We start from the raw sequence: 22,711 nt of genomic DNA, 5'->3' as shown, positions 1-22,711 counted from the left end.
CCTTCCCTTGGCGGGTACTACGGCCGCGGTCGTTGCGGCTTCTCTTGTTTTAAGTCTAGCGAGCTTCCACGCTTCTGTGCGGCTAAGCGTCAAATATGACGCGTTTCAAATCTCCTGACGTTCCTGTTCGGTTACTCTGCGCGTTGTCTTGTACTCGTCTTTCGGATAAATGCAAAGGGTGGTGGTTGAGTTCCCTAGGGAACTCAACCACCACCCAATCGAGCAACGTTCGAGCCGTGTGATTACTCCACGGTCACGGACTTTGCGAGGTTACGCGGCTGGTCAACGTCCAGGCCCTTGGCTTCAGCCAGTGCGCAGGCGAAAATCTGCAGGGGCACGGTGGCCAGCAGCGGCTGCAGCAGCGAGGGGCAAGCCGGGACGGTGATGAGGCGGTCTGCGTAGGGCTTGACTGCCTCGTCGCCTTCCTCAGCGATGACGATGGTGAAGGCGCCGCGAGCGCGCACCTCCTGGATGTTGGAGACGACCTTGCCGTGCAGGGAGTCGCGTCCGCTTGCGGAGGGAACCACAATAATCACGGGCTGACCCTCGTCGATCAGAGCGATCGGGCCGTGCTTGAGCTCGCCAGCGGCGAAGCCTTCAGCGTGGATGTAGGTGATTTCCTTGAGCTTGAGTGCGCCCTCCATAGCAACGGGGAAGCCCACGTGGCGGCCGAGGAAGATGACGGAGGAGGCATCCTTCATCTCGACGCCCAGTTCCTTAACCGGTGCGTCGTTGTCGATGACCTTCTGAATCTTCTCGGGCATCTGCTGCAGCTCAGAGAGGATCGAGGCAATCTCGTCCTTGTACTTGTTGCCGCGCAGCTGTGCCAGGTACAGGCCGAGCAGGTATGCTGCGGTGATCTGTGCCAGGAATGCCTTGGTCGAGGCAACTGCGATTTCGGGGCCGGCGTGGGTGTACAGCGCAGCGTCGGATTCGCGGGGCAGGGTCGAACCGTGGGTGTTGCAGATGGAGATAACCTTTGCGCCCTGTTCGCGTGCGTGGCGCACGGCCATCAGGGTGTCCATGGTTTCGCCGGACTGCGAGAGGGCCACAATCAGGGTCTTCTCGTTCACGATCGGGTCGCGGTAGCGGAACTCGTGGGCGAGCTCAACCTCGGTGGGGATACGGCACCAGTGTTCGATGGCGTAGCGTGCCACCTGGCCCGCGTATGCGGCGGTACCGCAAGCAACCACGATGATCTTGTCAATCGAGCGCAGCACCGAGTCGTCGATGTTCAGCTCGTCGAGGGTCAGGTTGCCGTTCTCGTCGAGGCGGCCCATGAGGGTCTGCTCAACGGCGGTCGGCTGCTCGTGGATTTCCTTCTCCATGAAGGAGTTGTAGCCGCCCTTTTCGGCTGCGGCTGCATCCCACTCGATGTGGAAGGGCTTGCCCTCTGCGGGGTTGCCCTCGAAGTCGATAATCGAGTAGTCGGTGCCGGTGATGGTCACGATCTGGTCCTGACCCATTTCGACGGCTTCCTTGGTGTAGTCAATGAACGCGGAGACGTCCGAACCGAGGAAGTTCTCGTTCTCGCCCAGGCCGATGACCAGCGGGGAGTTGCGGCGGGTTGCCACGACGCGGTCCGGGTGGTCGGCGTGGATAGCCAGGATGGTGAATGCACCTTCGAGGCGGTTGGATGCGACGCGTACTGCCTCGGTGAGGTCACCGGTACCGAGCTTGTTGTAGATGCTTGCGATGGTTGCTGCAGCTACCTCGGTGTCGGTCTGAGATGCGAACTCTACGCCTTCGGCGAGTAGTTCGGCACGCAGTTCTGCGAAGTTTTCGATAATACCGTTGTGTACGACGGCGAGGCGGCCGTTGTCGACAACGTGGGGGTGAGCGTTGTTGTCGGTGGGTCCACCGTGGGTTGCCCAACGGGTGTGACCGATACCAATCTGGGAGTCCGGCAGGGGGTGTTCCTTGACCTCGTTTTCAAGGTTCAGGAGCTTACCTGCCTTCTTACGGAATACGATACCGTCGGGGCACACGAGTGCCACGCCAGCAGAGTCATAGCCGCGGTATTCCTGGCGGCGCAGACCTTCGAGGACCACATCGTATGCGTTGTGGTCAAACTTGTTACCGTCCGGAGCAGTGTCCAGACCTACATATCCTACGATTCCACACATGCTATAAGTTTATCCCACAAGTATCCAGATATGCGCACGGTGAAATGCCGTTATACGTCACGTTTATTGTGGCTTTCCTAGCTTTATTGGGTTTTGTCCTTTTCTTCTCATACATTTATTTCTACAAACAAACCGTGAGGGCGGGTATTTTCCCCGCAGGCTGAAAGTTCGTACACTTAGATAAATGAGCACCGCACCGTATTTTTCTGGCGATGACCGCTTCATGCATCTTGACCGTTCCCGTTGGTCGCACCTAGCCGATGAGATTTCTGTCCCCCTCAGTGCTGAGGAAATTGAGTCTCTTCGTGGTCTGGGTGAAACTGTCGACCTTGAAGAGGTGCAGCGTATTTATCTGCCGGTTTCTCGTCTTCTGAATCTGTATGTGACTGCTGCTTCTTCGTTGAACCATATGACGAATGATTTTCTGCATGTGTCTCAGCGGCGTGTCCCGTTCATTATTGGTGTGGCGGGTTCTGTTGCTGTGGGCAAGTCGACGACGGCACGTATTTTGCAGGCTCTTTTGAGCCGTTGGCCTTCTACTCCGAAGGTTCAGCTGGTGACTACGGATGGTTTCTTGTACCCGAATGCGGAGCTTCAGCGTCGCGGCATTATGCACCGTAAGGGTTTCCCGGAGTCTTATGATCGCCGTGCCCTGTTGAATTTTGTGTCGCAGGTGAAGTCCGGTGCCGAGCGTGTGGTGGCGCCGAAGTATTCACACCTGTATTACGACATCATGCCGGATGAGCATATTGAGGTCACCGCACCGGATGTTCTGATTCTTGAGGGTTTGAATGTTTTGGCACCTTCGCAGGCTGAGGGTCCGGAGACTTCCGATCTGACGCTGAGTGATTTCTTTGATTTCTCTATTTATGTGGATGCCCGCACTGAGGATATTGAGCGCTGGTATGTGAATCGTTTCTTGACTCTGCGTTCTTCGGCTTTTGCGAATCCGGAGTCATATTTCAAACGTTATGCGGAGCTGAGCGATGAGCAGGCGGTTGAGGTAGCGACCGGCATTTGGAAGAGCGTGAATGAGCCTAATCTGGTGCAGAATGTTTTGCCGACTCGCGCTCGTGCGCATTTGATTCTGCAGAAGGGTGCCGAGCATACCGTGGAGCAGGTTCTTCTGCGTAAGAACTAGAGGTTCTTTAGGTTTTTAGTGTTCGCGTGCGGCTTTTAGCCGGTATTGTGGTGCATTCTAGTAGAGAGCGCCGGAGGCCCACTCCCTCGCGGGATGGGTTTAGGCTTCCGGCGCTTTTGTTTGCGTCTACGCCATGATGAGGAGTTATTGTGAAGTCTCTGCACCGTACGTCTACCACTCAGGAGTCTCTTAATAGTTCTGCGGTTAATAGTTCTGCAGTGAACCGCCGCACTCTCTTGGGTGCCGCTTTGGGGGTTGGCGGTACCGCATTGTTGGCGGCTTGTGGTTCACAGGGTCAAGGGGCGTCTTCTTCATCTTCTGCAGCGAGCGCTTCTGCTTCTGAGTCTGCGGCGGCTCCGGCGGCTTCGTCTAGCGCCTCTTCCACTGCGGCGACTTCTTCTGCCGCACCCTCCCCTGCTACTTCTGCTACCAGTGCTTCTGCGAGCGCCTCTTCTTCCCCACTGGCTCTTGCTCAGCCCAGTGTTGAGTCGCAGCCGGACTCGTTGCGTTGCCTCGTGAATAAGATGCGCCCCTTTGCGCAGCAGGATTGGGAGCCGAGTGACCTGGTGGAGTTCTACGGTCATCAATTGCGTGCTGAGGCGGCGAAGGCGGCGGATACGATGATTGATGCGGCCGCTACTGATGGCGTGACTCTGCTTGTTTCTAGCGCGTATCGTTCGTATGCGGTGCAGCAGCAAACCTATCAGTATTGGGTTTCGGTGAACGGTCAGCAGGTGGCGGACCAGTTGTCGGCTCGTCCCGGCTATTCGGAGCATCAGACGGGCTTGGCGATTGATTTTGCTTCTCCTGAGGGTTGCCGTTTGGAGGAGTGTTACCGCGATACGCTGGCTGGTCAGTGGTTGGCGAAGAATGCTCCGCGTTACGGATATATTTTGCGTTTCCCTGATGGTCGTCAGTCGGTGACCGGTTATCGTTTTGAGCCGTGGCATTACCGCTATGTGGGTGTGCAGATTGCTCAGGAGTATGTGTCTTCGGGTGCGAAGACTTTTGAGGAGTTTATCGGTACGGGTGCGGCACCCGATTATGCAAATGCTAACTAGGGTCTGGGCTAAGCTTTCGGCTTTGCCCGGTGCGTCGAGTGGTGATGTGTATCGTATTTCTAGCTTCCGTGTCGGAAATAAATAGGCACAGTAGATGCATATTTTTTCGCGGACAGGTCCCGTATATCCGCGATTTTTCGCAGGTTTCAGAGATTTTTACTCATACTTTATGTTACCTAGACCTTAAGTATTGGGCACCATAGAACTGCTGTGAAGAAAAACACATGCTTTACAACGAAAATTTTCTCAAGATACTGCTTTTTGAACACCTAAAAGGCGCTATTCTATATCTCATGCTTAAGGGTTTTAAAGATTTTCTGATCCGCGGTAACGTCATCGACCTCGCAGTTGGTTTGATTATGGGTACCGCCTTCACCGCTGTGGTGAACGCACTTGTCCAGTCCGTCCTGATGCCGGCTATCTCGATGCTGGTTAAGTCCCCCAACTTCGATGAATTCCTGGTCTTCGACCAGATCAAGGTTGGCGTGTTCCTGACCGCTGTTGTCAACTTCATCCTGATCGCAGTTGCTGTGTACTTCGCAGTTGTTGTGCCCGTTCAGAAGCTGACCGAGCTGGCTGCAAAGAACAAGGCTGAGGAAGAGGAAGAAGAGGAAGAGACCGAGATCGCACTCCTGAAGGAGATTCGCGACGCTCTGGCAAAGAAGTAATTTCTCTGCTCTCTACCACTAACTTTCAACCCCCGTATCCCCTGTGGATACGGGGGTTTTCCGCATCCTCTTCCCCTGTGCCTGTTCCCGATAACGCAGAAGGGCTGGGAAGGTATCTCTACACCTTCCCAGCCCTTTCTCGATCCTCCGTTAGGGAAGAATACCTTTAGAGTGCCAGTTCCTTAGCCACAACGTCAGCCAGCTGCTGAGCAACCTCATCAGCCTGCTCCTGGGTGGCAGCTTCAACCATCACGCGCACCAGAGGCTCGGTGCCGGATGCACGCAGCAGCACGCGGCCGCTGGCACCCAGTACGCCTTCAGCCTCGCTGACAGCGGTAGCGAGCGCCTCGTTGGTCTTGACCGCCGCACGGTCAACGCCCTTGACGTTAATCAGGCGCTGCGGGGTGGGCTGCATGCGGGATGCCAGTTCCGAGAGGGTCTGACCGCTACGAGCCACCTCTGTTGCCAGCTGGATGCCGGTCAGAACGCCGTCACCGGTGGTTGCGTAGTCGCTCATGATAACGTGGCCGGACTGCTCGCCGCCGAGGTTGTAGCCGTGCTCGCGCATAGACTCGAGGACGTAGCGGTCGCCCACAGCGGTGCGGCCGAGGGTAATGCCGTGCTCGCGCAAGTACAGCTCCAGGCCCAGGCTGCTCATCACGGTTGCGACGAGGGTGTCCTTTGCGAGCTTGCCTTCGCGCTTAGCAGCAACAGCAAGGATAGCCATAATCTGGTCGCCGTCTACCAGGTTGCCCTTTTCGTCAACTGCCTGGCAACGGTCGGAGTCGCCGTCGTGGGCGATGCCGAGGTCCGCGCCGTGCTCAACGACTGCTGCCTGCAGCTTCTCGGGGTGGGTGGAACCCACGCCGTCGTTGATGTTGGTGCCGTTGGGCTCTACAGCCAGTGCGATGACCTCTGCACCCAACGCTTCGAAAGCTGCGGGAGATGCTGCGTATGCCGCACCGTTTGCGCAGTCCAGAACAATCTTCTTGCCTGCGAGGGGCTTGCCTTCGGGCAGGGTGGAGACCAGGTGCTTCACGTAAGCCTCGGTACCGTTCTCCAGGGGCTTGACGGTACCCACAGCACCACCGGTCGGGTAGCGGAAGGACTTCTCGCGATAAACGCGTTCAATGGCGTCCTCAACGGAGTCTTCCAGCTTCTGGCCGCCTCGGGCCAGGAACTTAATGCCGTTGTCCGCTGCCGGGTTGTGCGATGCAGAAATCATCACGCCGAAGTCAGCACCGGTGTGTGCCACCAGGTAAGCTGCTGCGGGGGTGGGGACAATGCCGGCGTCCAGCACGTCAACACCTGCGCTAGCGAAGCCAGCCTTCATCGCAGAGACAATAAAGTCTGCAGAGGATCGGGAGTCATTTGCGATTACGGCACGGGGGCGTACGCCCTCTTCTACCGTGTCAAAGCCCAGCACAATAGAGGCCGCCTGCGCGAGCTCCATAGCCAGGGCGGGAGTAATTACATCGTTTGCCAGACCGCGTACGCCGTCGGTTCCAAAAAGTCGTTCAGTCACCCTTTCATTTTACGATGCGCATAACTCTCCTCAGGCGTATACACCGCATTTTCTTCAGAATCAGAAAGTGATTTTCAGCGGCTACATATCTGCTTCATAGCCAATGTTTCTATAGACACGCAAAGGTGCCTGCTCTCAGTTCCCAGAGAGGGAAAAGAGAGGCAGGCACCTTCACAGCGCAAGCTGTTTGTCGGTTATATCGCCGCAGGGTTGAGTTGTTGCTCTCCCCTATCTATCAACGCTTACTTGACGACCGGGAAGCCGTCGGGAGAGTCACCGGACTCATCCTCGAAAACGTCCGATGCAGAGCGGACGATTAGCGAGTCGAGCTCGCCCACGACTGCCTCGTCCTTGGAGGGGTAGTCGAACTGGGAGAGCACGTAACGCATTGCTTCCAGACGTGCGCGCTTCTTGTCGTTGGACTTGATAACGGTCCAGGGGGCGTCACCGGTGTGGGTGTAGAAGAACATTGCTTCCTTCGCCGCGGTGTAGTCGTCCCACTTGTCCAGGGATGCCAGGTCGGTGGGGGAAAGCTTCCACTGGCGAACCGGGTCGGTACGGCGGGAGGTGAAGCGTGCGAGCTGCTCTTCGCGGGTGACGGAGAACCAGAACTTGATGATATGGATACCGGAGTTCACCAGCATGCGCTCCAGGTCCGGAACTTCGCGCATGAACTCGAAGTACTGTGCCTGGGTGCAGTAGCCCATAACGCGCTCAACGCCGGCACGGTTGTACCAGGAGCGGTCCATCAGGACGATTTCGCCGCCGGAGGGCAGGTGCTTGATGTAACGCTGGAAGTACCACTGGGTCTGCTCGATATCGGTCGGCTTCTCCAGTGCCACAACGCGAGCGCCACGGGGGTTCAGGTGCTCGGTGAAGCGCTTGATGGAGCCACCCTTACCTGCTGCGTCACGGCCCTCAAAGATGATGAGGATCTTCTGACCGGTGGACTTCGCCCAGAGCTGCAGCTTCAGCAGCTCAATCTGCAGGGCGCGCTTTTCCTTCTCGTATGCCTTACGGCTGAGCTTGGTGTCGTAGGGGTAGCCCTTCTTCCATGCCTGCGAGGTTTCGTCGTCCTTCTTGTCCTTGCCGAGGGCGCGGGTAAGGGAAGCCATTTCGTCCAGCTCTGCCGAGTAGTCCTCGACAACGGAGGTGCGGCGTGCCTGGGGCTTCAGGGCTTCCTTGATGGCTTGTTTCTTCTCAGAACCGGTGTGTGCGTGTGCGCCTTCAGCGGCGTGGTGGTGGGATTCAGTCTGAGGAGCCTCCACTGCCTTCTCTTCGGGCTGGGTGGAGGGATTCTGCTCTGCCATGAGTACTCTTTTCTTCCTGTCTGCTTTGACTCTTTAACTCTACCGGTGTGCTCTTCGATGAACAAACGTAACAGTTATATGCACCCTATAACCTTGTAACGCTCACGGTCAGTAGATACGCAAAACGCCCCGAATCTCCCGAAGGAGAAGCGGGGCGTAACGCTTCGTAAAAACCAGCGATTAACGCTTGGAGAACTGCGAAGCCTTGCGTGCCTTCTTAAGACCAGCCTTCTTACGCTCGATGACGCGTGCGTCACGGGTCAGGTAGCCAGCCTTCTTCAGTGCGGGGCGGTTGTTCTCGCGGTCAATCTCGTTCAGTGCACGAGCGATACCCAGGCGCAGAGCACCTGCCTGACCGGAGGGGCCACCACCGTTGATGCGTGCGATGACGTCGTATGCACCCTCGAGCTCCAGGAGCTTGAAGGGCTGGTTGACGTCCTGCTGGTGCAGCTTGTTGGGGAAGTAGTCTTCCAGGCTACGACCGTTGATGGTCCAGTTACCGGAACCGGGCACAACGCGAACGCGTGCCACTGCTTCCTTGCGGCGACCAACTGCTGCGCCTGCAACGGTCAGTGCCGGACGTGCTGCCTTAGCCGCTGCGGGGGCAGCGGACTCCGAGGTGTAGCTGGTCAGCTCTTCCTCGACTACGATCTGCTCTTCGTTCTGAGCCACGATTTCTCCTATTGTTTCTTCGTAGGCCCGAATTACTGGGCGACCTGGTTGAATTCGTAGGTCTTGGGCTGCTGTGCCGCGTGCGGGTGCTCGGGGCCAGCGTAGACCTTCAGCTTCTTGAGCTGCTGTGCAGCAAGCTTGTTCTTGGGCAGCATGCCCTTAACAGCCTTCTCAACCGCGCGAACGGGGTTGGTCTCAAGCAGCTCTGCGTAGTTCACGGACTTCAGACCGCCGGGGTAACCCGAGTGGCGGTATGCACGCTTCTGCTCGAGCTTTGCACCGGTCAGGGCGACCTTCTCAGCGTTCACGATGATAACGAAGTCACCGGTGTCAACGTGGGGAGCAAAAGTCGGCTTGTGCTTACCGCGCAGCAGGATAGCGGTCTGGCTTGCGAGGCGGCCGAGAACAACGTCGGTGGCGTCAATGACGTGCCACTGGCGCTCGACTTCGCCGGGCTTGGGAGTATAAGTGCGCAAAATATTGGCCTTTGTCTCGAAATGTACATACGGCGCTTAGTTGGGTATCGCGCCTTTTACTTACGTGCATGACGAACACCCGGGTGAGGACCGAGCTGCCGCCCGTTCTGCCCGTACTCTAGACCGCCTTAACGTCCTGCAACTAGACAGCGATTTAGAGCGCGCTCGGGTAGAACACGCACAACATATCAAGACTATACAGGACGTCGAGTGCTTAATCCACCGCCAAAGCCTTAAAAATAGGGCTTTTTTGCCTTAAACACATTTTAAATTCCATCCGTGTAATTCACCCTCGACGATTGCACTCCCCTGTTGAGCCCCTCATCACTTTCAGCATGTGACGAGACTCAATATACACAGGGTGTTAAGCGCTCTGTGCTTCGTAGTCCTCGCGCTTTGCTCGAGCACGTTCCGCCTGCTCTCCATACAACTCCGGGGCAGGGTAGTAAATCTCAGCTAGTGCCAGAGCATGCGGAGGCGCCAGAGTCAGTGAAGCCTCGCGTCCCGGGTTCTCGATCCGCTCACGCAACCAGGCGGCGTCACGTTTACCCGTGCCGTAGAGCACCAGCGCGCCCACAAGCGAACGCACCATGTGATGACAGAAGGCATCAGCCACCACACGCACCTCAATAAGACCGCTCTCTGTGCGAGTGAAGCTAAGCTCTCGCAGTTCACGAATCGTGGTCGCGCCTTCACGCGGCTTACAGAAGGAGAGGAAATCGCGCAGACCGAGTAGTTGCTGTGCCGATTCGTTAAGATCAGCGCAATCCAGACGCTCAGGTACTGCCCAGGTGTAGGTACGGTGCAGGGGGTTAAGACCATCCGCCGCGCCATCTGCAATGCGATATACGTAGCGGCGACCGGTAGCCGAAAAGCGCGCATCAAATTCAAAAGAAACTTCGCTCACGCGATGAATCTGAATAGCGCCCTGCAGAATACCGCGAACGTTCTTCGGCAAGTTCAACTGCTCTTCCGCTTCGTAAAGACAACGCTGAAGAGCGCCGGTGAGGCGGCGGCCCAGGGCAGCCGTCGGGTCGTCCTCCCCCGTTCGACCTTGCAGGCGAGTCCAATCCTCATCGTTCAGATTGCAATGCAGGGTCTGGGCCTCCGCATGCACACCGGCATCGGTTCGGCCCGCGACCACCACACGGTGAGGCGCCCGCAAAATCAGTTCAAGGGCGTTCTCAATGACCCCCTGCACGGTAACCAGATTCGGTTGGGCAGCCCACCCGCTAAAAAGAGAACCGTCGTAGGCACAATCAATTCGCACGCGGTGCGTAGCAGTGAAGGGCTGTTCTTCACGGTTCTCTAAAGCAGTAGCGTTATGCATTGGTGTGCCTTTCAGCGGTAAAGGACGGTTGAAGAATACGGATCGGTTCTTGTATAGCGAATGCGCAAAGAACCGTCTCCTCGTTAAGTATGCAGATACACCAATCCGCCGCCCACAGCAGTGGACGGCGGATTGACATATTTTAGGCTTAGCCTAAATCAGCTGGGATCCGTATTACTCGGAAACCTTCTGTGCTGCTGCGCCACCTGCGGGGGCGTAACCTGCAGCCTCTGCCGACTCAGCGGAGTCGAACCAGATTTCAGCCTTGGTGCTGGAGTACCAGCGAGAACCGGGCACGTGGTACTTCATGGAATCGGCGTTACCCTTAACCTCGAAGCCCTCGGGAGCCTCGCCGGACTCCAGGGGTGCGTGGGAACCTGCGGGCAGGCCCTCAGCTGCTTCAGCCTTGGGAGCCTCAGCTGCCTTCTCAGCAACCTTGGTTGCCTCAGCAACTGCACCCTTGGTTGCAACGGGCTCCATGACGAGCTCGATGACTGCCATGGGAGCGTTGTCACCCTTACGGTTACCGATCTTGATGATGCGGGTGTAACCACCGGGGCGCTCTGCCATTGCCGGAGCAATAACGGTGAAGAGCTCGTGCACGACGGACTTGTCGGTGATGGAACGCAGCACGCGACGGCGAGCAGCCAGGTCGCCCTTCTTACCGAAGGTGATGAAGCGCTCTGCCACCGGACGCAGGCGCTTTGCCTTGGTCAGGGTGGTGGTGATGCGCTTGTGCTGGAACAGCTGCGCCGACAGGTTGTTGAGCATGTGGCGCTCGTGGGTCGGGGAACCGCCGAGGCGGGGACCCTTAGTGGGAGTAGGCATAGTTAAATCTCCATAGTTGCGTTCCCTAACGCCCCAGCAGCGGAGCCTCTTAGGGAATCAAGTTTGACTGATCCCGGTGGAACCGGGTGAACTATTCGGTCGAAATTATTCGCCGGAACCGTCTTCGTCATCAAGCGGGCGTGCAGCAGGCTCGAAACCGGGAGGGGAGTCCTTCAGGGCCAGGCCGAGCTCGATGAGCTTTGCCTTGACCTCGTCAATGGACTTAGCACCGAAGTTACGGATGTCCATCAGGTCAGCTTCACTGCGGGTCACGAGCTCACCCACGGTGTGGATGCCCTCGCGCTTGAGGCAGTTGTAGGAGCGGACGGACATGTTCAGGTCCTCGATCGGCAGTGCCAGATCGGCGGCCATGGACTCGTCGGCGGGCGACGGGCCAACTTCGATACCCTCAGCTGCAATGTTCAGCTCACGTGCCAGGCCGAAGAGCTCGACCAGGGTGCTGCCTGCAGAAGCAACGGCGTCACGCGGTGCGATGGCTTCCTTGGTTTCGACGTCCAGGGTCAGGCTGTCGAAGTCGGTGCGCTGCTCAACACGGGTCGCGTTCACGCTGAAGGTAACCTTCAGAACCGGGGAGTAGATGGAGTCAACCGGAATACGGCCAATCTCACCGTCACCGACCTTGTTCTGTGCAGCGGTCACGTAGCCGCGACCACGCTCAATAACCAGCTCAGCGTTGAAGTTTGCCGAGGCGTTCAGGGTTGCCAGGTGCAGGTCCGGGTTGTGGATCTCCACGCCAGCGGGAACCTCGATGTCGCCTGCGGTCAGTTCACCTTCGCCCTGCTTGCGCAGGTAGGCCACGACGGGCTCGTCGTTCTCAGAAGAGATGGAGAGCTTCTTGATGTTCAAGATGATCTCGGTGACGTCCTCGGTCACGCCGGGAACAGTGCTGAACTCGTGCAGTACACCATCGATGCGGACGCTGGTAACAGCGGCGCCAGGAATGGAGGACAGCAAAGTACGGCGGAGGGAGTTACCCATGGTGTAGCCGAAACCGGGCTCCAGAGGCTCGATGGTGAAGCGCGAGCGGTTGGGCGCTACGACCTCTTCAGTCAGAGTGGGGCGCTGTGCAATGAGCACTTTGTTTCCTTTCGGTGAGCTCCGCTATATGAGCCCACAGGTTGGGGAAAACATATCTTAGGAAGCAGACGGGTGTCTGTGCTCTCCGGGTACGCTCCGTGGAGTGTACCCGTCGAGGGATTAGGACGAAACCTAATTAGACGCGGCGACGCTTCGGAGGACGGCAGCCGTTGTGTGCAACGGGGGTAACGTCCTGAATCGAACCGACCTCGAGGCCTGCAGCCTGCAGGGAACGGATTGCGGTTTCGCGACCGGAACCGGGGCCCTTGACGAAGACGTCGACCTTGCGGACGCCGTGCTCCTTGGCGCGGTTTGCAGCGGCCTCGGCAGCCAGCTGAGCGGCGTAGGGGGTAGACTTACGGGAGCCCTTGAAGCCCATGTCGCCAGCGGAGGACCAGGAAATCACTGCACCGGTGGGATCGGTGATGGAGACGATGGTGTTGTTGAAGGTCGACTTGATGTGAGCCTGACCAGCAACGATGTTCTTGCTAACCTTGCGGCGGTTGGTCTTACGAGCTGCCGCAGCGCGAGTCTTGGGAGGCATTTTTGATTCTCCTACAAAGGTTTACTAATACGTTGGTCGGGTAGAGATACCCAACAGAGCAACGTGTCTTACTTCTTCTTACCTGCGACGGTACGCTTCGGGCCCTTACGGGTACGTGCGTTGGTCTTGGTGCGCTGACCGTGAACCGGCAGGCCGCGGCGGTGGCGCAGGCCCTGGTAGGAGCCGATTTCGACCTTGCGGCGAATGTCAGCTGCAACCTCGCGGCGAAGATCACCTTCAACCTTGTAGTTGCCTTCGATGAAGTCACGAAGTGCCACGAGCTCCTGGTCGGTCAGGTCCTTGACGCGGGTGTCAGGGTTGACGCCGGTAGCAGCGAGGGTTTCGTGTGCACGGGTCTTACCCACGCCGTAGATGTAAGTGAGAGCAACTTCCACGCGCTTTTCGCGGGGAATATCAACTCCAGCGAGACGTGCCATACTGGCTTCTCCTTGTTGTTTTCCAGAGGTCTTTAGCATCACTGCCCGGGTTGTTCTGTCCCGGTCCCCGGCCTCTGAGTCCGGAGGTATCCGAAGTCGCCACATTGGACGCTACTTCGGAGCGGTGCCTATGACAATTCCGCCCGTAGGCGGTTATGAAGTCAGCTGCTAGGGATTAGCCCTGGCGCTGCTTGTGGCGCGGGTTTTCGCAGATCACCATGACCACACCGTGACGGCGGATCACCTTGCACTTATCGCAGATCGGCTTAACGCTCGGCTTGACCTTCATCGCATTCCTTTTGATTGCAACTTGATTACTGGCGAGATAAGAGGTTCCCTCACTTACGTTGGGGAACTATTTATCCCTTTGAACACGATTTAAACGCCGCCGGTGGGCGACGTTTATCTCGGGTTTACTTGTAACGGTAGACGATACGACCTCGGGAAAGGTCGTAGGGGCTCAGTTCCACTACCACTCGGTCCTCAGGCAGGATTCGAATATAGTGCTGACGCATCTTGCCCGAGATGTGTGCGAGAACCTTGTGGCCGTTATCCAGCTCAACACGGAACATCGCGTTGGGCAGAGCTTCAACCACAGAGCCTTCGATCTCGATGACGCCGTCTTTCTTAGCCATATCCTCCGCTAACGTCGGTGCCCGGCGCAGTTGCGTCGGACAAATGTATCTTCTGTTTATGAGCTCACCGAGGTGAGGTGCAGGCGTTTTAAGGCGCACTTAACACCGGCATAAACAACCAACTCATAACTCTACGGCAAATCATCTTTAAAAACAACCGTGATATTTATGACATCTGGCACTTAACCCGCAATGCTAAGAGGTAAAGCATCCCGCATATCACGACTCCGCGGAAGACAGAAGGGCGGCCCCCCTCACCCGGCTCATTCCCGAGCAAGTCCCCGAAAAACGCCTTGACATTTTTCAAGGAGGAGGGGCACCGCCCCGTCCACACATCTGCTACTCTTCCTCTTCCTTAGCAGCAAGCTGGCCGCATGCACCGTCAATATCGGAACCGCGAGTATCGCGAATCGTCGTCGGAATACCGTGGGCACGCAGGCGCTCCACGAAGTTCTGCTCCACGCCCTTGCGAGAAGCCGTCCACTTCGAACCCGGGGTCGGGTTCAACGGAATCGGGTTCACGTGTACCCAACCGCGGCCGCGCTGCGCCAGCTTCTTGCCCAGCAGATCAGCGCGCCAGCCCTGATCGTTAATATCGCGAATCAGCGCGTACTCAATCGAGATGCGACGACCGGTCGTGCGGTAGTAGTCGTAGGCGGCGTCCAGAGTCTCGTCGACCTTCCAGCGCTGGTTAATCGGGATCAGCTCGTCACGCAGCTCATCATCCGGCGCGTGCAGAGACAGCGCCAGAGTGATGGGCAGCTTCTCCATCTCGAACTTGCGGATACCCGGAACCAGGCCCACGGTCGACATGGTCAGACCGCGCGCCGAGATACCCAGGCCCTCCGGAGCCGGATCAATCAGGCGGTGAATGGCCCCCATCGTCGACTTGTAGTTAGCGAGCGCCTCACCCATACCCATGAAGACAATGTTGGAAACACGCAGCGGACGAGTATCCTCAGAACCGCCTTCTGCTTCTTCCAGGCCCTTCATCTGCTTCAGATATCGGGCACCAGCTACGACCTGCTCCACAATTTCTGCAGTAGAGAGGTTACGGGTCAAACCCTGCTGACCGGTTGCACAGAAGGGGCAGTTCATACCGCAGCCAGCCTGCGAGGAGATGCACATGGTCACGCGGTTGTCATAGCGCATAATGACGGACTCAATGAGCGCACCGTCAAAGAGACGGTGCACGACCTTGATGGTATCCCCACCGTCTGCTTCCAGCGTGCGTACCGGAGTCAGCAGTCGGGGCATGGCCTGCGCGACCATCTGCTCGCGTTCCTTGGCGGGCAGATCCGTCATCTCGGCGGGGTCGGTCACCAAACGCTCAAAGTAGTGCTTCGATAGCTGGGACGCACGGAAGGGCTGGTAACCCAGTTCCTTCAGAAATTCACGGCGGCCGGCCATGTCGAAATCCGCAATATGCTTCGGCGGTTTCGTGCGGCGCGGGGCCTTGAGGGTAATCTGCCCGGGCTTGGGGCGGGTGGTGGAGATTTCGACCGGTACCTTCGTCGAGGTAGGCTCGGTTTTCTCGCACCCGGTAAGAGTTTCGCTCATGGAGCTTCTTCCTGTGTGGTTGATGCTTGGGATGCGTCGCGTGGGCTACTTCCCACTGGCGACTGTATTAGGCGGGGATGGGCACGGGGGTGATGCCGAAACGGGCCAGCTCGCTTGCGCCACCGTCTTCTGCAGTCAGAACCCAGATACCTTCGCTGTGCACGGCAACCGAGTGTTCCCACTGGCAGGCATCGGATCCGTCAACGGTCACAACAGTCCAATCATCAGAAAGGACCTTAGTTTCAATGGACCCGGTGACAAGCATCGGCTCAATAGCGAAAGCCATACCGGGCTTAATTCGGGGGCCCAAGTCGCGCACGGCGTAGTTCAGCACATCCGGAGCCATGTGCATCTGCGAACCGATACCGTGGCCCACGTAGTCTTCAATAATGCCGTACTTATCGCCGTATTCTTCGGTAACGTATGCTTCGATAGCCAGGCCGATTTCACCGACCTTCTTTGCCGTGGCCAGTGCGGCGATACCGTGCCACATGGCTTCGCGGGTAACGGCGGACAGCTCGGCGCGGGCTTCGCTCGCGTTGCCGATCAGTACGGTGCGTGCAGAATCGCCGTGCCACTGACGGTTGGTGGCGGGGTCAATCACATATGCGCCACCGTCAATCGAAAGGATGTCGCCGTCCTTCAGAACATAGTCGCCGGGGATTCCGTGCACCACCTCGTGGTTGACGGAGGTGCATACGGTAGCCGGGTAGTCGTAGTACCCGTAGAAGTTGGAGGTTCCTCCCAGTTCCAGCATGGTGCGCTCGAAGGCCGCGTTCACCTCGGCCGTAGTCACGCCGGGGCGCGCGGCAGCGACAGCCGCATCGAGGGCGCGGCTGGTGATGACTCCGGCACGAGCCATCTGCTGAAGCTGTGCGTTGGTTTTGATTTCGACTCGTGCCACGATACGGCTCCTTCTGGGTTGGGGGGGCTACACGCCCAAGCTTAGAACTCTACAGACAGCACTGTACCCCCGCAAGTCTTTGTGATGCATCAGGCACCACAATCGCGGGGGTACAGCAGAGGGTTACTTCAGTGCGTCGAGGATGCGCTCGGTCACCTCGGCGATTTCGCCCAGGCCGTTCACTTCCTTGACGATACCGCGCTCACGGTAAATCGCGATCAGCGGTGCGGTCTCTTCCTCATAGACCTTCAGGCGGTGACGGATGACCTCTTCGTTGTCATCGGTGCGACCCTGCTCAGCGGCGCGGTTGAGCAGACGCTCGACCAGCTCGTCGTTGTCGGCCACCAGCAGCAGAACGCGGTCGATCTTCTCGCCCTTGGCTTCCAGGATGGAGTCGAGCTCGTGCACCTGTGCGGTGTTGCGGGGGTAGCCATCCAGCAGGAATCCGTTGGAGACGTCGCCCTCATCGAGGCGGGCACGCACCATGTTGTTGGTGACAGAGTCGGGAACCAGGTTGCCGGAGTCGATGTACGACTTCGCTTCCTTACCGAGCTCGGTCTCTTCCTTAATGTTCTTGCGGAAGATATCGCCAGTGGAGATGGCGGGAATCTTCAGCGCTTCAGCAATCTTGACGGCCTGGGTGCCCTTACCGGCACCGGGAGGGCCAACGATGAGCAGACGGTTCATCGGAGCAATCCTTCGTAGTTTCGTTGTTGGAGCTGGGCGTTAATCTGCTTGAGAGTATCAAGACCAACACCCACCACGATCAGCAGCGACGCGCCGCCGAACGGGAAGTTCTGGTTTGCGTTGAACAGAATCAGCGCAACGAGGGGAATCATGGAGATGACGCCCAGGTACAGCGCACCGGGCAGGGTGATGCGGTTAAGCACGTAGCTGAGGTAACGCTCGGTCGGCTTGCCCGCACGAATACCGGGGATGAAACCGCCGTACTTCTTCATGTTGTCCGCGACCTCAACCGGATCAAAGGTAACCGCCACGTAGAAGTAGGCGAAGCCAATAATCATGAAGAAGTAGAGAACGATGTACAGCGGGTGATCGCCACGCACCAGGTATGCGTTAATCCAGTTCACCCAGTCCGGCGGGGTTGAGCCGTCGGTAGGGGTGTTGAACTGAGCCAGCAGACCGGGCAGGGTCAACAGGGAGGAGGCAAAAATCAGCGGAATCACACCGGCCATATTGACCTTCAGCGGAATGTAGGTGCTGGTTCCGCCGATGGTGCGACGACCAATCATACGCTTGGCGTACTGCACGGGGATACGGCGAACCGATTGCTCCACGTACACCACGGCAAGCATCACGACGAGGCCGATACCGCAGACCGCTGCGAAAATACCCCAACCGTGGGTCCTCTGGATGGAGCCCAAAGCATTCGGGAAGGAGGAGGCGATAGAGGTGAAAATCAGCAAGGACATACCGTTGCCCACGCCGCGCTCGGTAATCTGCTCGCCCATCCACATGATGACGGTGGTACCGGCGCACAGGGTGACGATGATGAGCAGAATGTGCATCACGTCATCCTGGGGGATGATGCCGGGGCAATTACCCAGCAGAACGCCGGAGCGCGCCATCGAGACGATGGTGGTAGCGTTCAGCAGTGCGAGAGCGATGGTGAGGTAACGGGTGTACTGCGTTAGCTTTGCCTGACCCTGGGCACCCTCTTCATGCAGCTCCTGGAATCGCGGGATGACCACGCGCAGCAGCTGAATGATAATGGATGCAGTAATGTACGGCATCACGCCGAGGGCAAAGATTGACAGCTGCAGCAGGGCGCCACCGCTGAAGAGGTTCACAATATCGTAGACTCCACCACTGGTAGTGTTGGCTTCAAGACACTGTTGCACGTTTCCATAGGAAACACCCGGTGCGGGGATAAAGGTACCCAAACGGTACAGCACAATCATTGCCAGGGTAAACAGCAGCTTACGCCGCAAATCGGCAGTCTTAAAGACTCGCCCCACTGCGCTCAGCACATGTCCTCCTGTAAATCTATGGGGCGCCCCTCCCCTCAAAGAGTTTTAGGGCGCAGTAAACACATCTTCCAGTCTATCGTGTTTGGGCGGATGAAAGATAACTTCTCACGAGAATATGTATGTTTTATATTCTTCTAGCGTGATTTTTACCTCTCGCGCACTGTCAAAGGGCCTTCAAGCAACCTATCGATATATACCAAAACAGATATATAGAACCTTCAGAATAACTTTTCATGCAAAAGCCCCCGCTCGAATCATCCGAGCGGGGGCTTTCAGTAGCTAAGACTACTTAACGGTTACGGAACCGCCAGCGGCCTCGATCTTCTCGATAGCGGAAGCCGATGCCTTGTCGACAACAACGTTCACCTTGACGGAGATTTCGCCGTTGCCCAGAACCTTCACGAGCTCGTTCTTGCGAACGGCGCCCTTGGCAACCAGTGCCTCAACGGTGACGTCGCCACCGTTGGGGAACAGCTCCTGGATGCGGTCCAGGTTAACAACCTGGTACTCGGTGCGGAAGGGGTTCTTGAAACCGCGCAGCTTCGGCAGGCGCATGTGCAGCGGCAGCTGGCCGCCTTCGAAGCCTGCACGAACCTGGTAGCGTGCCTTGGTACCCTTGGTACCGCGACCTGCGGTCTTACCCTTGGAGCCTTCACCGCGGCCAACGCGGGTCTTTGCCTTGTGGGCACCCGGTGCCGGGCGCAGATCGTGAATCTTGATAGCTTCTGCCATCTTTACTTGACCTCCTCAACCTTCACCAGGTGAGCAACGGTGTTAACCATGCCAACGGTGACGGGGTCAGCAGTGCGAACAACCTTGTTACCGGGGCGCTTGAGGCCCAGGGAACGGAGGGTTTCACGCATGTTCTGCTTCTGACCAACATAGGACTTGACCTGGGTGATTTCCAGCTTTGCGTCGCTGGGCTGAATACGCTTGGCCATTACTACGCACCTGCCTTATCAGACTTGGTGTTGCGCAGGTAGCTGGGGATAACCTCGTCGGTGGGCAGGCCACGGCGGGCTGCCACTGCCAGGGGCTCCTCAAGCTGCTTGAGTGCTGCAACGGTTGCGTGAACGATGTTGATCTGGTTCGAGGAACCGAGCGACTTGGACAGCACATCGTGAATGCCTGCGCACTCGAGTACTGCACGCACGGGGCCACCTGCGATAACACCGGTACCAGCGGTTGCCGGACGGAGCATCACAACGCCTGCAGCTGCCTCACCCTGCACGCGGTGCGGGATGGTGCGGTTCTCGATGCGGGGAACGCGGAAGAAGTTCTTCTTTGCTTCCTCGACACCCTTGGAGATTGCTGCGGGGACTTCCTTAGCCTTACCGTAGCCAACGCCGACCAGGCCGTTACCGTCACCAACGACGACCAGTGCGGTGAAGCTGAAGCGACGACCACCCTTGACGACCTTGGAAACGCGGTTGATGGTCACAACGCGCTCGATGTACTTGTCCTTCTCCTCCTCGCGAGCGCGGTTGTTGCGGCGCTCGCCACGGCCACGACGCTCGCCGCGGTTGTTGCGGCGCTCCTCGCGCTGGTTGGAGGTCTCAGCGGTTTCAGCTACTACTGCTTCGCTCACCTGAGTTTCCTTTACGTTCTGCTCGCTCATTAGAGTGCAAGACCCCCTTCGCGTGCACCGTCAGCAACGGCTGCAACACGGCCGTGGTACTTGTTACCACCGCGGTCGAACACGACTGCCTCAACGCCTGCTGCCTTGGCGCGCTCTGCAACGAGCTCACCAACGCGCTTTGCCTTAGCGGTCTTGTCCAGGTCAGCTGCACGCAGCTCTGCTTCCATGGTGGAAGCGGATGCCAGGGTCACGCCCTTGACATCGTCGATAACCTGAACGAACATGTGACGGGTCGAACGGGTGACGCACAGGCGCGGACGCGCAGCGGTACCCGAAACGTACTTGCGGATGCGAGCGTGACGACGTGCACGCTGCGCTGCCTTCGACTTGATAGCCATGTTTACTTACCAGCCTTTCCGACCTTGCGGCGGATGTGCTCACCTGCGTAGCGAACACCCTTGCCCTTGTAGGGATCGGGCTTACGCAGACCACGAATGTTTGCTGCAACCTGACCAACAAGCTGCTTGTCGATACCCGACACGGTCAGCTTGTTAGCACCCTCCACTGCGAAGGTAATACCCTCGGGAGCGGTGATGTTGATCGGGTGGGAGTAGCCCAGAGCGAACTCCAGGTCGTTACCCTTCGGGGTCACACGGTAACCGGTACCGACGATTTCCAGCTTCTTCTCGAAGCCGGAGGTCACGCCGATGATCAGGTTCTGAATCAGGGTACGAGTCAGACCGTGCAGCGAGCGAGACAGGCGCTCGTCGTTGGGACGAGACACGACGATCTCGTTGTCGTTCAGAGCGACAGTGATGGGGGAAGCAACCTTGTGGGAGAGCTCGCCCTTTGCGCCCTTAACGGTGACCAGGTTGCCATCGACCTTAACCTCAACGCCGGCGGGAACCGAGATGGGGAGACGTCCAATACGTGACATTATTCTCTTCCTTTCTCTTCTAACCGACTACCAGATGTAAGCGATGACTTCGCCGCCCACACCCTTCTTCGCAGCCTGCTTGTCAGTCAGCAGACCCGAAGAGGTGGACAGGATTGCGATGCCGAGGCCACCCAGAACCTGGGGCAGGTTGGTGGACTTTGCGTAGGTACGCAGGCCCGGCTTGGAAATACGACGCACGCCAGCGATGGAACGCTCGCGGGACGGACCGTACTTGAGGACGAGGGTCAGGGTCTTGCCGACCTTTGCATCCTCAACCTTAACGTCGGCGATGTAACCCTCAGCCTTCAGGATCTCGGCGATGCGAGACTTCAGCTTGGAGTAGGGCATGGATACGGTGTCGTGGTATGCGGAGTTTGCGTTGCGCAAACGGGTCAGCATATCTGCGACCGGATCAGTCATAGTCATTGTGGGCTTGTGCCCTTCCTCGTTGTGGTTTCCCTACCCCGCGGTAACGGGGTCTGGACCTACAACGTAGTCGTTACTTGGTCTTGAACGGGAAGCCCAGTGCCTTCAGAATGGCACGGCCCTCGTCGTCGGTCTTCGCGGAGGTCACCACGGTAATGTCCATGCCACGCACGCGGTCGATCGAGTCCTGATCGATTTCGTGGAACATGGACTGCTCGGTCAGACCGAAGGTGTAGTTACCGTTACCGTCGAACTGGCGATCCGAGAGGCCGCGGAAGTCGCGGATTCGGGGCAGTGCCAGGGTGACGAGGCGGTCCAGGAATTCCCACATGCGGTCGCCACGCAGGGTGACGTGTGCACCGATGGGCATACCTTCGCGCAGCTTGAACTGTGCGATGGACTTCTTAGCGCGGGTAACAATCGGCTTCTGACCGGTGATTGCGGTGAGATCGCGAATAGCGCCATCCATGAGCTTTGCGTCGCGAGCTGCCTCGCCAACACCCATGTTTACGACGACCTTAACGATCTTCGGGGTCTGCATGACGTTCTCGTACTTGAACTCTTCCTGCAGAGCGGGAACGACGACCTCAGCGTACTTGGTCTTGAAGCGGGGGGTGATCTTGGTTTCGGTCATTAGATGTCCTTACCCGAACGCTTAGCAACGCGCACGCGAACGGTGCGCTCCTTGCCGTCACGCTCTACAGTCTCGAGGCGGAAACCAACACGGGTCGGCTTCTTGGTCTCGGGGTCAACAATCGCAACGTTAGAAACGTGGATCGGTGCCTCAACCTTCTGAATGCCGCCTGCTGCGCCGGTCAGGGGGTTAGCCTTGGTGTGCTTGGTGACGACCTTAACGCCCTCAACAATCACGCGGTTTTCCTTGGGGAGAACCTTCAGAACCTTGCCCTGCTTGCCCTTATCTGCACCGGAAATAACCTGAACCAGGTCGCCGGACTTGATCTTAGCCATGAATTAGAGCACCTCCGGAGCCAGCGAAACGATCTTCATGAACTTCTTGTCGCGAAGCTCACGACCCACGGGGCCGAAGATACGGGTACCACGGGGATCACCATCAGTGTTCTTCAGGATCACTGCGGAGTTCTCGTCGAACTTGATGTAGGAGCCGTCGGGACGACGGGTTTCCTTCTTGGTGCGGACGACGACTGCCTTGACAACGTCACCCTTCTTTACGGTACCGCCGGGGATTGCATCCTTGACGGTTGCGACAATGATGTCGCCGATGCCTGCGTAGCGACGCGAGGAACCACCGAGAACACGGATGGTCAGGATTTCCTTCGCACCAGTGTTGTCGGCGACCTTCAGTCGCGACTCCTGCTGAATCATATTTCTCCTGTCGTCTCGCCGGTTCCGACTCACTTGAGGCGTGAGCCAGCCTTGCGGAACATTTTTACGGGATTGGTTGACGCCCCGGGCCCCAGCTCTAGGGAAGGGGTTAGCGGAAA

At 57.8% G+C, this 22,711-nt stretch carries 28 protein-coding genes; 3 read left to right on the top strand and 25 right to left on the bottom strand.

The annotated features are described in order from the left end of the window. Window positions 1-242: 242 nt before the first annotated feature. Window positions 243-2,126 (bottom strand): glutamine--fructose-6-phosphate transaminase (isomerizing), encoded by a 1,884-nt coding sequence (glmS, locus tag AC3E6W_RS02410; protein ID WP_490652226.1) that lies wholly within the window; start codon window positions 2,124-2,126, stop codon window positions 243-245. Between the two features lie 184 nt (window positions 2,127-2,310). Here glmS and coaA point away from each other — a divergent pair, with 184 nt between their 5' ends. From coaA to mscL, 3 genes are all read left to right on the top strand, one after another. Then, the gene (gene coaA / locus AC3E6W_RS02405; protein WP_005505041.1) at window positions 2,311-3,267 is read left to right on the top strand and encodes a type I pantothenate kinase; all 957 of its coding nucleotides are present in this window, start codon (window positions 2,311-2,313) and stop codon (window positions 3,265-3,267) included. A 149-nt stretch (window positions 3,268-3,416) separates the two neighbouring features. After that, window positions 3,417-4,328, top strand: a complete 912-nt coding sequence (locus tag AC3E6W_RS02400) for a M15 family metallopeptidase (RefSeq protein ID WP_490652225.1) — start codon at window positions 3,417-3,419, stop codon at window positions 4,326-4,328. Window positions 4,329-4,621: 293 nt separating this feature from the next. Continuing rightward, window positions 4,622-4,996, top strand: coding sequence for a large conductance mechanosensitive channel protein MscL (gene mscL / locus AC3E6W_RS02395; RefSeq protein WP_314365010.1), 375 nt, complete (start codon window positions 4,622-4,624; stop codon window positions 4,994-4,996). 166 nt (window positions 4,997-5,162) lie between these two features. Here mscL and glmM read toward each other — a convergent pair whose 3' ends face one another. From glmM to rplN, 24 genes are all read right to left on the bottom strand, one after another. Continuing rightward, on the bottom strand, window positions 5,163-6,521 hold the full coding sequence (gene glmM, locus AC3E6W_RS02390) for a phosphoglucosamine mutase (RefSeq protein WP_490652224.1): 1,359 nt from the start codon (window positions 6,519-6,521) through the stop codon (window positions 5,163-5,165). Window positions 6,522-6,763: 242 nt separating this feature from the next. Then, a complete protein-coding gene (gene ppk2, locus AC3E6W_RS02385) occupies window positions 6,764-7,831 on the bottom strand; it encodes a polyphosphate kinase 2 (protein WP_049331943.1) in 1,068 nt (355 codons plus the stop codon). 180 nt (window positions 7,832-8,011) lie between these two features. Beyond that, complete coding sequence (rpsI, locus tag AC3E6W_RS02380; RefSeq protein WP_005505036.1) at window positions 8,012-8,503, bottom strand: 30S ribosomal protein S9; 492 nt, start codon at window positions 8,501-8,503, stop codon at window positions 8,012-8,014. Window positions 8,504-8,535: 32 nt separating this feature from the next. Next, window positions 8,536-8,979 (bottom strand): 50S ribosomal protein L13, encoded by a 444-nt coding sequence (gene rplM, locus AC3E6W_RS02375; protein WP_005505035.1) that lies wholly within the window; start codon window positions 8,977-8,979, stop codon window positions 8,536-8,538. 364 nt (window positions 8,980-9,343) lie between these two features. Then, window positions 9,344-10,309, bottom strand: coding sequence for a tRNA pseudouridine(38-40) synthase TruA (gene truA, locus AC3E6W_RS02370; protein WP_490652223.1), 966 nt, complete (start codon window positions 10,307-10,309; stop codon window positions 9,344-9,346). A 174-nt stretch (window positions 10,310-10,483) separates the two neighbouring features. Then, the gene (rplQ, locus tag AC3E6W_RS02365) at window positions 10,484-11,137 is read right to left on the bottom strand and encodes a 50S ribosomal protein L17 (protein WP_005505032.1); all 654 of its coding nucleotides are present in this window, start codon (window positions 11,135-11,137) and stop codon (window positions 10,484-10,486) included. Window positions 11,138-11,242: 105 nt separating this feature from the next. Beyond that, on the bottom strand, window positions 11,243-12,235 hold the full coding sequence (locus AC3E6W_RS02360) for a DNA-directed RNA polymerase subunit alpha (RefSeq protein WP_455116538.1): 993 nt from the start codon (window positions 12,233-12,235) through the stop codon (window positions 11,243-11,245). Window positions 12,236-12,371: 136 nt separating this feature from the next. Further along, window positions 12,372-12,779: a 30S ribosomal protein S11 gene (gene rpsK, locus AC3E6W_RS02355; protein ID WP_005505028.1), complete on the bottom strand. Its 408-nt coding sequence runs from the start codon at window positions 12,777-12,779 to the stop codon at window positions 12,372-12,374. A gap of 68 nt (window positions 12,780-12,847) precedes the next feature. After that, window positions 12,848-13,216: a 30S ribosomal protein S13 gene (rpsM, locus tag AC3E6W_RS02350; RefSeq protein ID WP_005505026.1), complete on the bottom strand. Its 369-nt coding sequence runs from the start codon at window positions 13,214-13,216 to the stop codon at window positions 12,848-12,850. A 175-nt stretch (window positions 13,217-13,391) separates the two neighbouring features. Continuing rightward, complete coding sequence (gene rpmJ, locus AC3E6W_RS02345) at window positions 13,392-13,505, bottom strand: 50S ribosomal protein L36 (protein ID WP_004005257.1); 114 nt, start codon at window positions 13,503-13,505, stop codon at window positions 13,392-13,394. A 124-nt stretch (window positions 13,506-13,629) separates the two neighbouring features. Next, window positions 13,630-13,851 (bottom strand): translation initiation factor IF-1, encoded by a 222-nt coding sequence (gene infA / locus AC3E6W_RS02340; protein ID WP_005505018.1) that lies wholly within the window; start codon window positions 13,849-13,851, stop codon window positions 13,630-13,632. Between the two features lie 339 nt (window positions 13,852-14,190). Then, a complete protein-coding gene (rlmN, locus tag AC3E6W_RS02335) occupies window positions 14,191-15,411 on the bottom strand; it encodes a dual-specificity RNA methyltransferase RlmN (protein WP_049343387.1) in 1,221 nt (406 codons plus the stop codon). A 67-nt stretch (window positions 15,412-15,478) separates the two neighbouring features. Further along, window positions 15,479-16,315 carry a type I methionyl aminopeptidase gene (gene map, locus AC3E6W_RS02330; protein ID WP_080975240.1) on the bottom strand — a complete coding sequence of 279 codons (837 nt, stop codon included), beginning with the start codon at window positions 16,313-16,315 and terminating at the stop codon, window positions 15,479-15,481. 123 nt (window positions 16,316-16,438) lie between these two features. Beyond that, window positions 16,439-17,002 (bottom strand): adenylate kinase, encoded by a 564-nt coding sequence (locus AC3E6W_RS02325; protein ID WP_049331931.1) that lies wholly within the window; start codon window positions 17,000-17,002, stop codon window positions 16,439-16,441. Then, window positions 16,999-18,306 carry a preprotein translocase subunit SecY gene (secY, locus tag AC3E6W_RS02320; RefSeq protein WP_490652222.1) on the bottom strand — a complete coding sequence of 436 codons (1,308 nt, stop codon included), beginning with the start codon at window positions 18,304-18,306 and terminating at the stop codon, window positions 16,999-17,001. The genes AC3E6W_RS02325 and secY overlap by 4 nt, the downstream gene beginning before the upstream one ends. Window positions 18,307-18,591: 285 nt before the next feature. Beyond that, window positions 18,592-19,038, bottom strand: a complete 447-nt coding sequence (rplO, locus tag AC3E6W_RS02315; protein WP_005505008.1) for a 50S ribosomal protein L15 — start codon at window positions 19,036-19,038, stop codon at window positions 18,592-18,594. A 2-nt stretch (window positions 19,039-19,040) separates the two neighbouring features. Then, on the bottom strand, window positions 19,041-19,247 hold the full coding sequence (rpmD, locus tag AC3E6W_RS02310; RefSeq protein ID WP_049331928.1) for a 50S ribosomal protein L30: 207 nt from the start codon (window positions 19,245-19,247) through the stop codon (window positions 19,041-19,043). A 2-nt stretch (window positions 19,248-19,249) separates the two neighbouring features. After that, entirely contained in the window at window positions 19,250-19,894 is a 645-nt protein-coding gene (gene rpsE / locus AC3E6W_RS02305; RefSeq protein WP_490652221.1) for a 30S ribosomal protein S5, read from the bottom strand. Between the two features lie 29 nt (window positions 19,895-19,923). After that, entirely contained in the window at window positions 19,924-20,283 is a 360-nt protein-coding gene (rplR, locus tag AC3E6W_RS02300) for a 50S ribosomal protein L18 (RefSeq protein ID WP_005505006.1), read from the bottom strand. 2 nt (window positions 20,284-20,285) lie between these two features. Beyond that, window positions 20,286-20,822 (bottom strand): 50S ribosomal protein L6, encoded by a 537-nt coding sequence (gene rplF / locus AC3E6W_RS02295; RefSeq protein WP_049331926.1) that lies wholly within the window; start codon window positions 20,820-20,822, stop codon window positions 20,286-20,288. A gap of 27 nt (window positions 20,823-20,849) precedes the next feature. Then, window positions 20,850-21,248, bottom strand: coding sequence for a 30S ribosomal protein S8 (gene rpsH, locus AC3E6W_RS02290; protein WP_049331925.1), 399 nt, complete (start codon window positions 21,246-21,248; stop codon window positions 20,850-20,852). 73 nt (window positions 21,249-21,321) lie between these two features. Next, window positions 21,322-21,882 carry a 50S ribosomal protein L5 gene (gene rplE / locus AC3E6W_RS02285; protein WP_049331923.1) on the bottom strand — a complete coding sequence of 187 codons (561 nt, stop codon included), beginning with the start codon at window positions 21,880-21,882 and terminating at the stop codon, window positions 21,322-21,324. Continuing rightward, complete coding sequence (gene rplX, locus AC3E6W_RS02280) at window positions 21,882-22,217, bottom strand: 50S ribosomal protein L24 (RefSeq protein WP_005504988.1); 336 nt, start codon at window positions 22,215-22,217, stop codon at window positions 21,882-21,884. The genes rplE and rplX overlap by 1 nt, the downstream gene beginning before the upstream one ends. A 3-nt stretch (window positions 22,218-22,220) precedes the next feature. Continuing rightward, a complete protein-coding gene (rplN, locus tag AC3E6W_RS02275; RefSeq protein ID WP_005504986.1) occupies window positions 22,221-22,592 on the bottom strand; it encodes a 50S ribosomal protein L14 in 372 nt (123 codons plus the stop codon). Window positions 22,593-22,711: the final 119 nt, after the last annotated feature.

It is taken from the genome of Rothia sp. SCPM-O-B-18226 (M350), from assembly GCF_058213595.1.
This window is presented reverse-complemented; position numbering and strand designations above follow the sequence as displayed.

Coding starts and splice junctions, on each gene's coding strand:
- infA (WP_005505018.1), bottom strand. CDS start 13,851: ATGGCTAAGAAAGACGGCGTCATCGAGATCGAAGGCTCTGTGGTTGAA.
- rplR (WP_005505006.1), bottom strand. CDS start 20,283: ATGGCTATCAAGTCGAAGGCAGCGCAGCGTGCACGTCGTCACGCTCGC.
- ppk2 (WP_049331943.1), bottom strand. CDS start 7,831: ATGGCAGAGCAGAATCCCTCCACCCAGCCCGAAGAGAAGGCAGTGGAG.
- rpmD (WP_049331928.1), bottom strand. CDS start 19,247: ATGGCCAAGCGTATTCAGCCCAGCGACGCAAAGCTGGAAATCACCCAG.
- rplF (WP_049331926.1), bottom strand. CDS start 20,822: ATGTCACGTATTGGACGTCTCCCCATCTCGGTTCCCGCCGGCGTTGAG.
- glmS (WP_490652226.1), bottom strand. CDS start 2,126: ATGTGTGGAATCGTAGGATATGTAGGTCTGGACACTGCTCCGGACGGT.
- rplO (WP_005505008.1), bottom strand. CDS start 19,038: ATGGCAGAAGCTATCAAGATTCACGATCTGCGCCCGGCACCGGGTGCC.
- mscL (WP_314365010.1), top strand. CDS start 4,622: ATGCTTAAGGGTTTTAAAGATTTTCTGATCCGCGGTAACGTCATCGAC.
- rplX (WP_005504988.1), bottom strand. CDS start 22,217: ATGGCTAAGATCAAGTCCGGCGACCTGGTTCAGGTTATTTCCGGTGCA.
- rplQ (WP_005505032.1), bottom strand. CDS start 11,137: ATGCCTACTCCCACTAAGGGTCCCCGCCTCGGCGGTTCCCCGACCCAC.
- rplN (WP_005504986.1), bottom strand. CDS start 22,592: ATGATTCAGCAGGAGTCGCGACTGAAGGTCGCCGACAACACTGGTGCG.
- AC3E6W_RS02325 (WP_049331931.1), bottom strand. CDS start 17,002: ATGAACCGTCTGCTCATCGTTGGCCCTCCCGGTGCCGGTAAGGGCACC.
- coaA (WP_005505041.1), top strand. CDS start 2,311: ATGAGCACCGCACCGTATTTTTCTGGCGATGACCGCTTCATGCATCTT.
- rpsM (WP_005505026.1), bottom strand. CDS start 13,216: ATGGCACGTCTCGCTGGAGTTGATATTCCCCGCGAAAAGCGCGTGGAA.
- rpmJ (WP_004005257.1), bottom strand. CDS start 13,505: ATGAAGGTCAAGCCGAGCGTTAAGCCGATCTGCGATAAGTGCAAGGTG.
- truA (WP_490652223.1), bottom strand. CDS start 10,309: ATGCATAACGCTACTGCTTTAGAGAACCGTGAAGAACAGCCCTTCACT.
- rlmN (WP_049343387.1), bottom strand. CDS start 15,411: ATGAGCGAAACTCTTACCGGGTGCGAGAAAACCGAGCCTACCTCGACG.
- rplE (WP_049331923.1), bottom strand. CDS start 21,882: ATGACCGAAACCAAGATCACCCCCCGCTTCAAGACCAAGTACGCTGAG.
- rpsH (WP_049331925.1), bottom strand. CDS start 21,248: ATGACTATGACTGATCCGGTCGCAGATATGCTGACCCGTTTGCGCAAC.
- rpsK (WP_005505028.1), bottom strand. CDS start 12,779: ATGCCTCCCAAGACTCGCGCTGCGGCAGCTCGTAAGACCAACCGCCGC.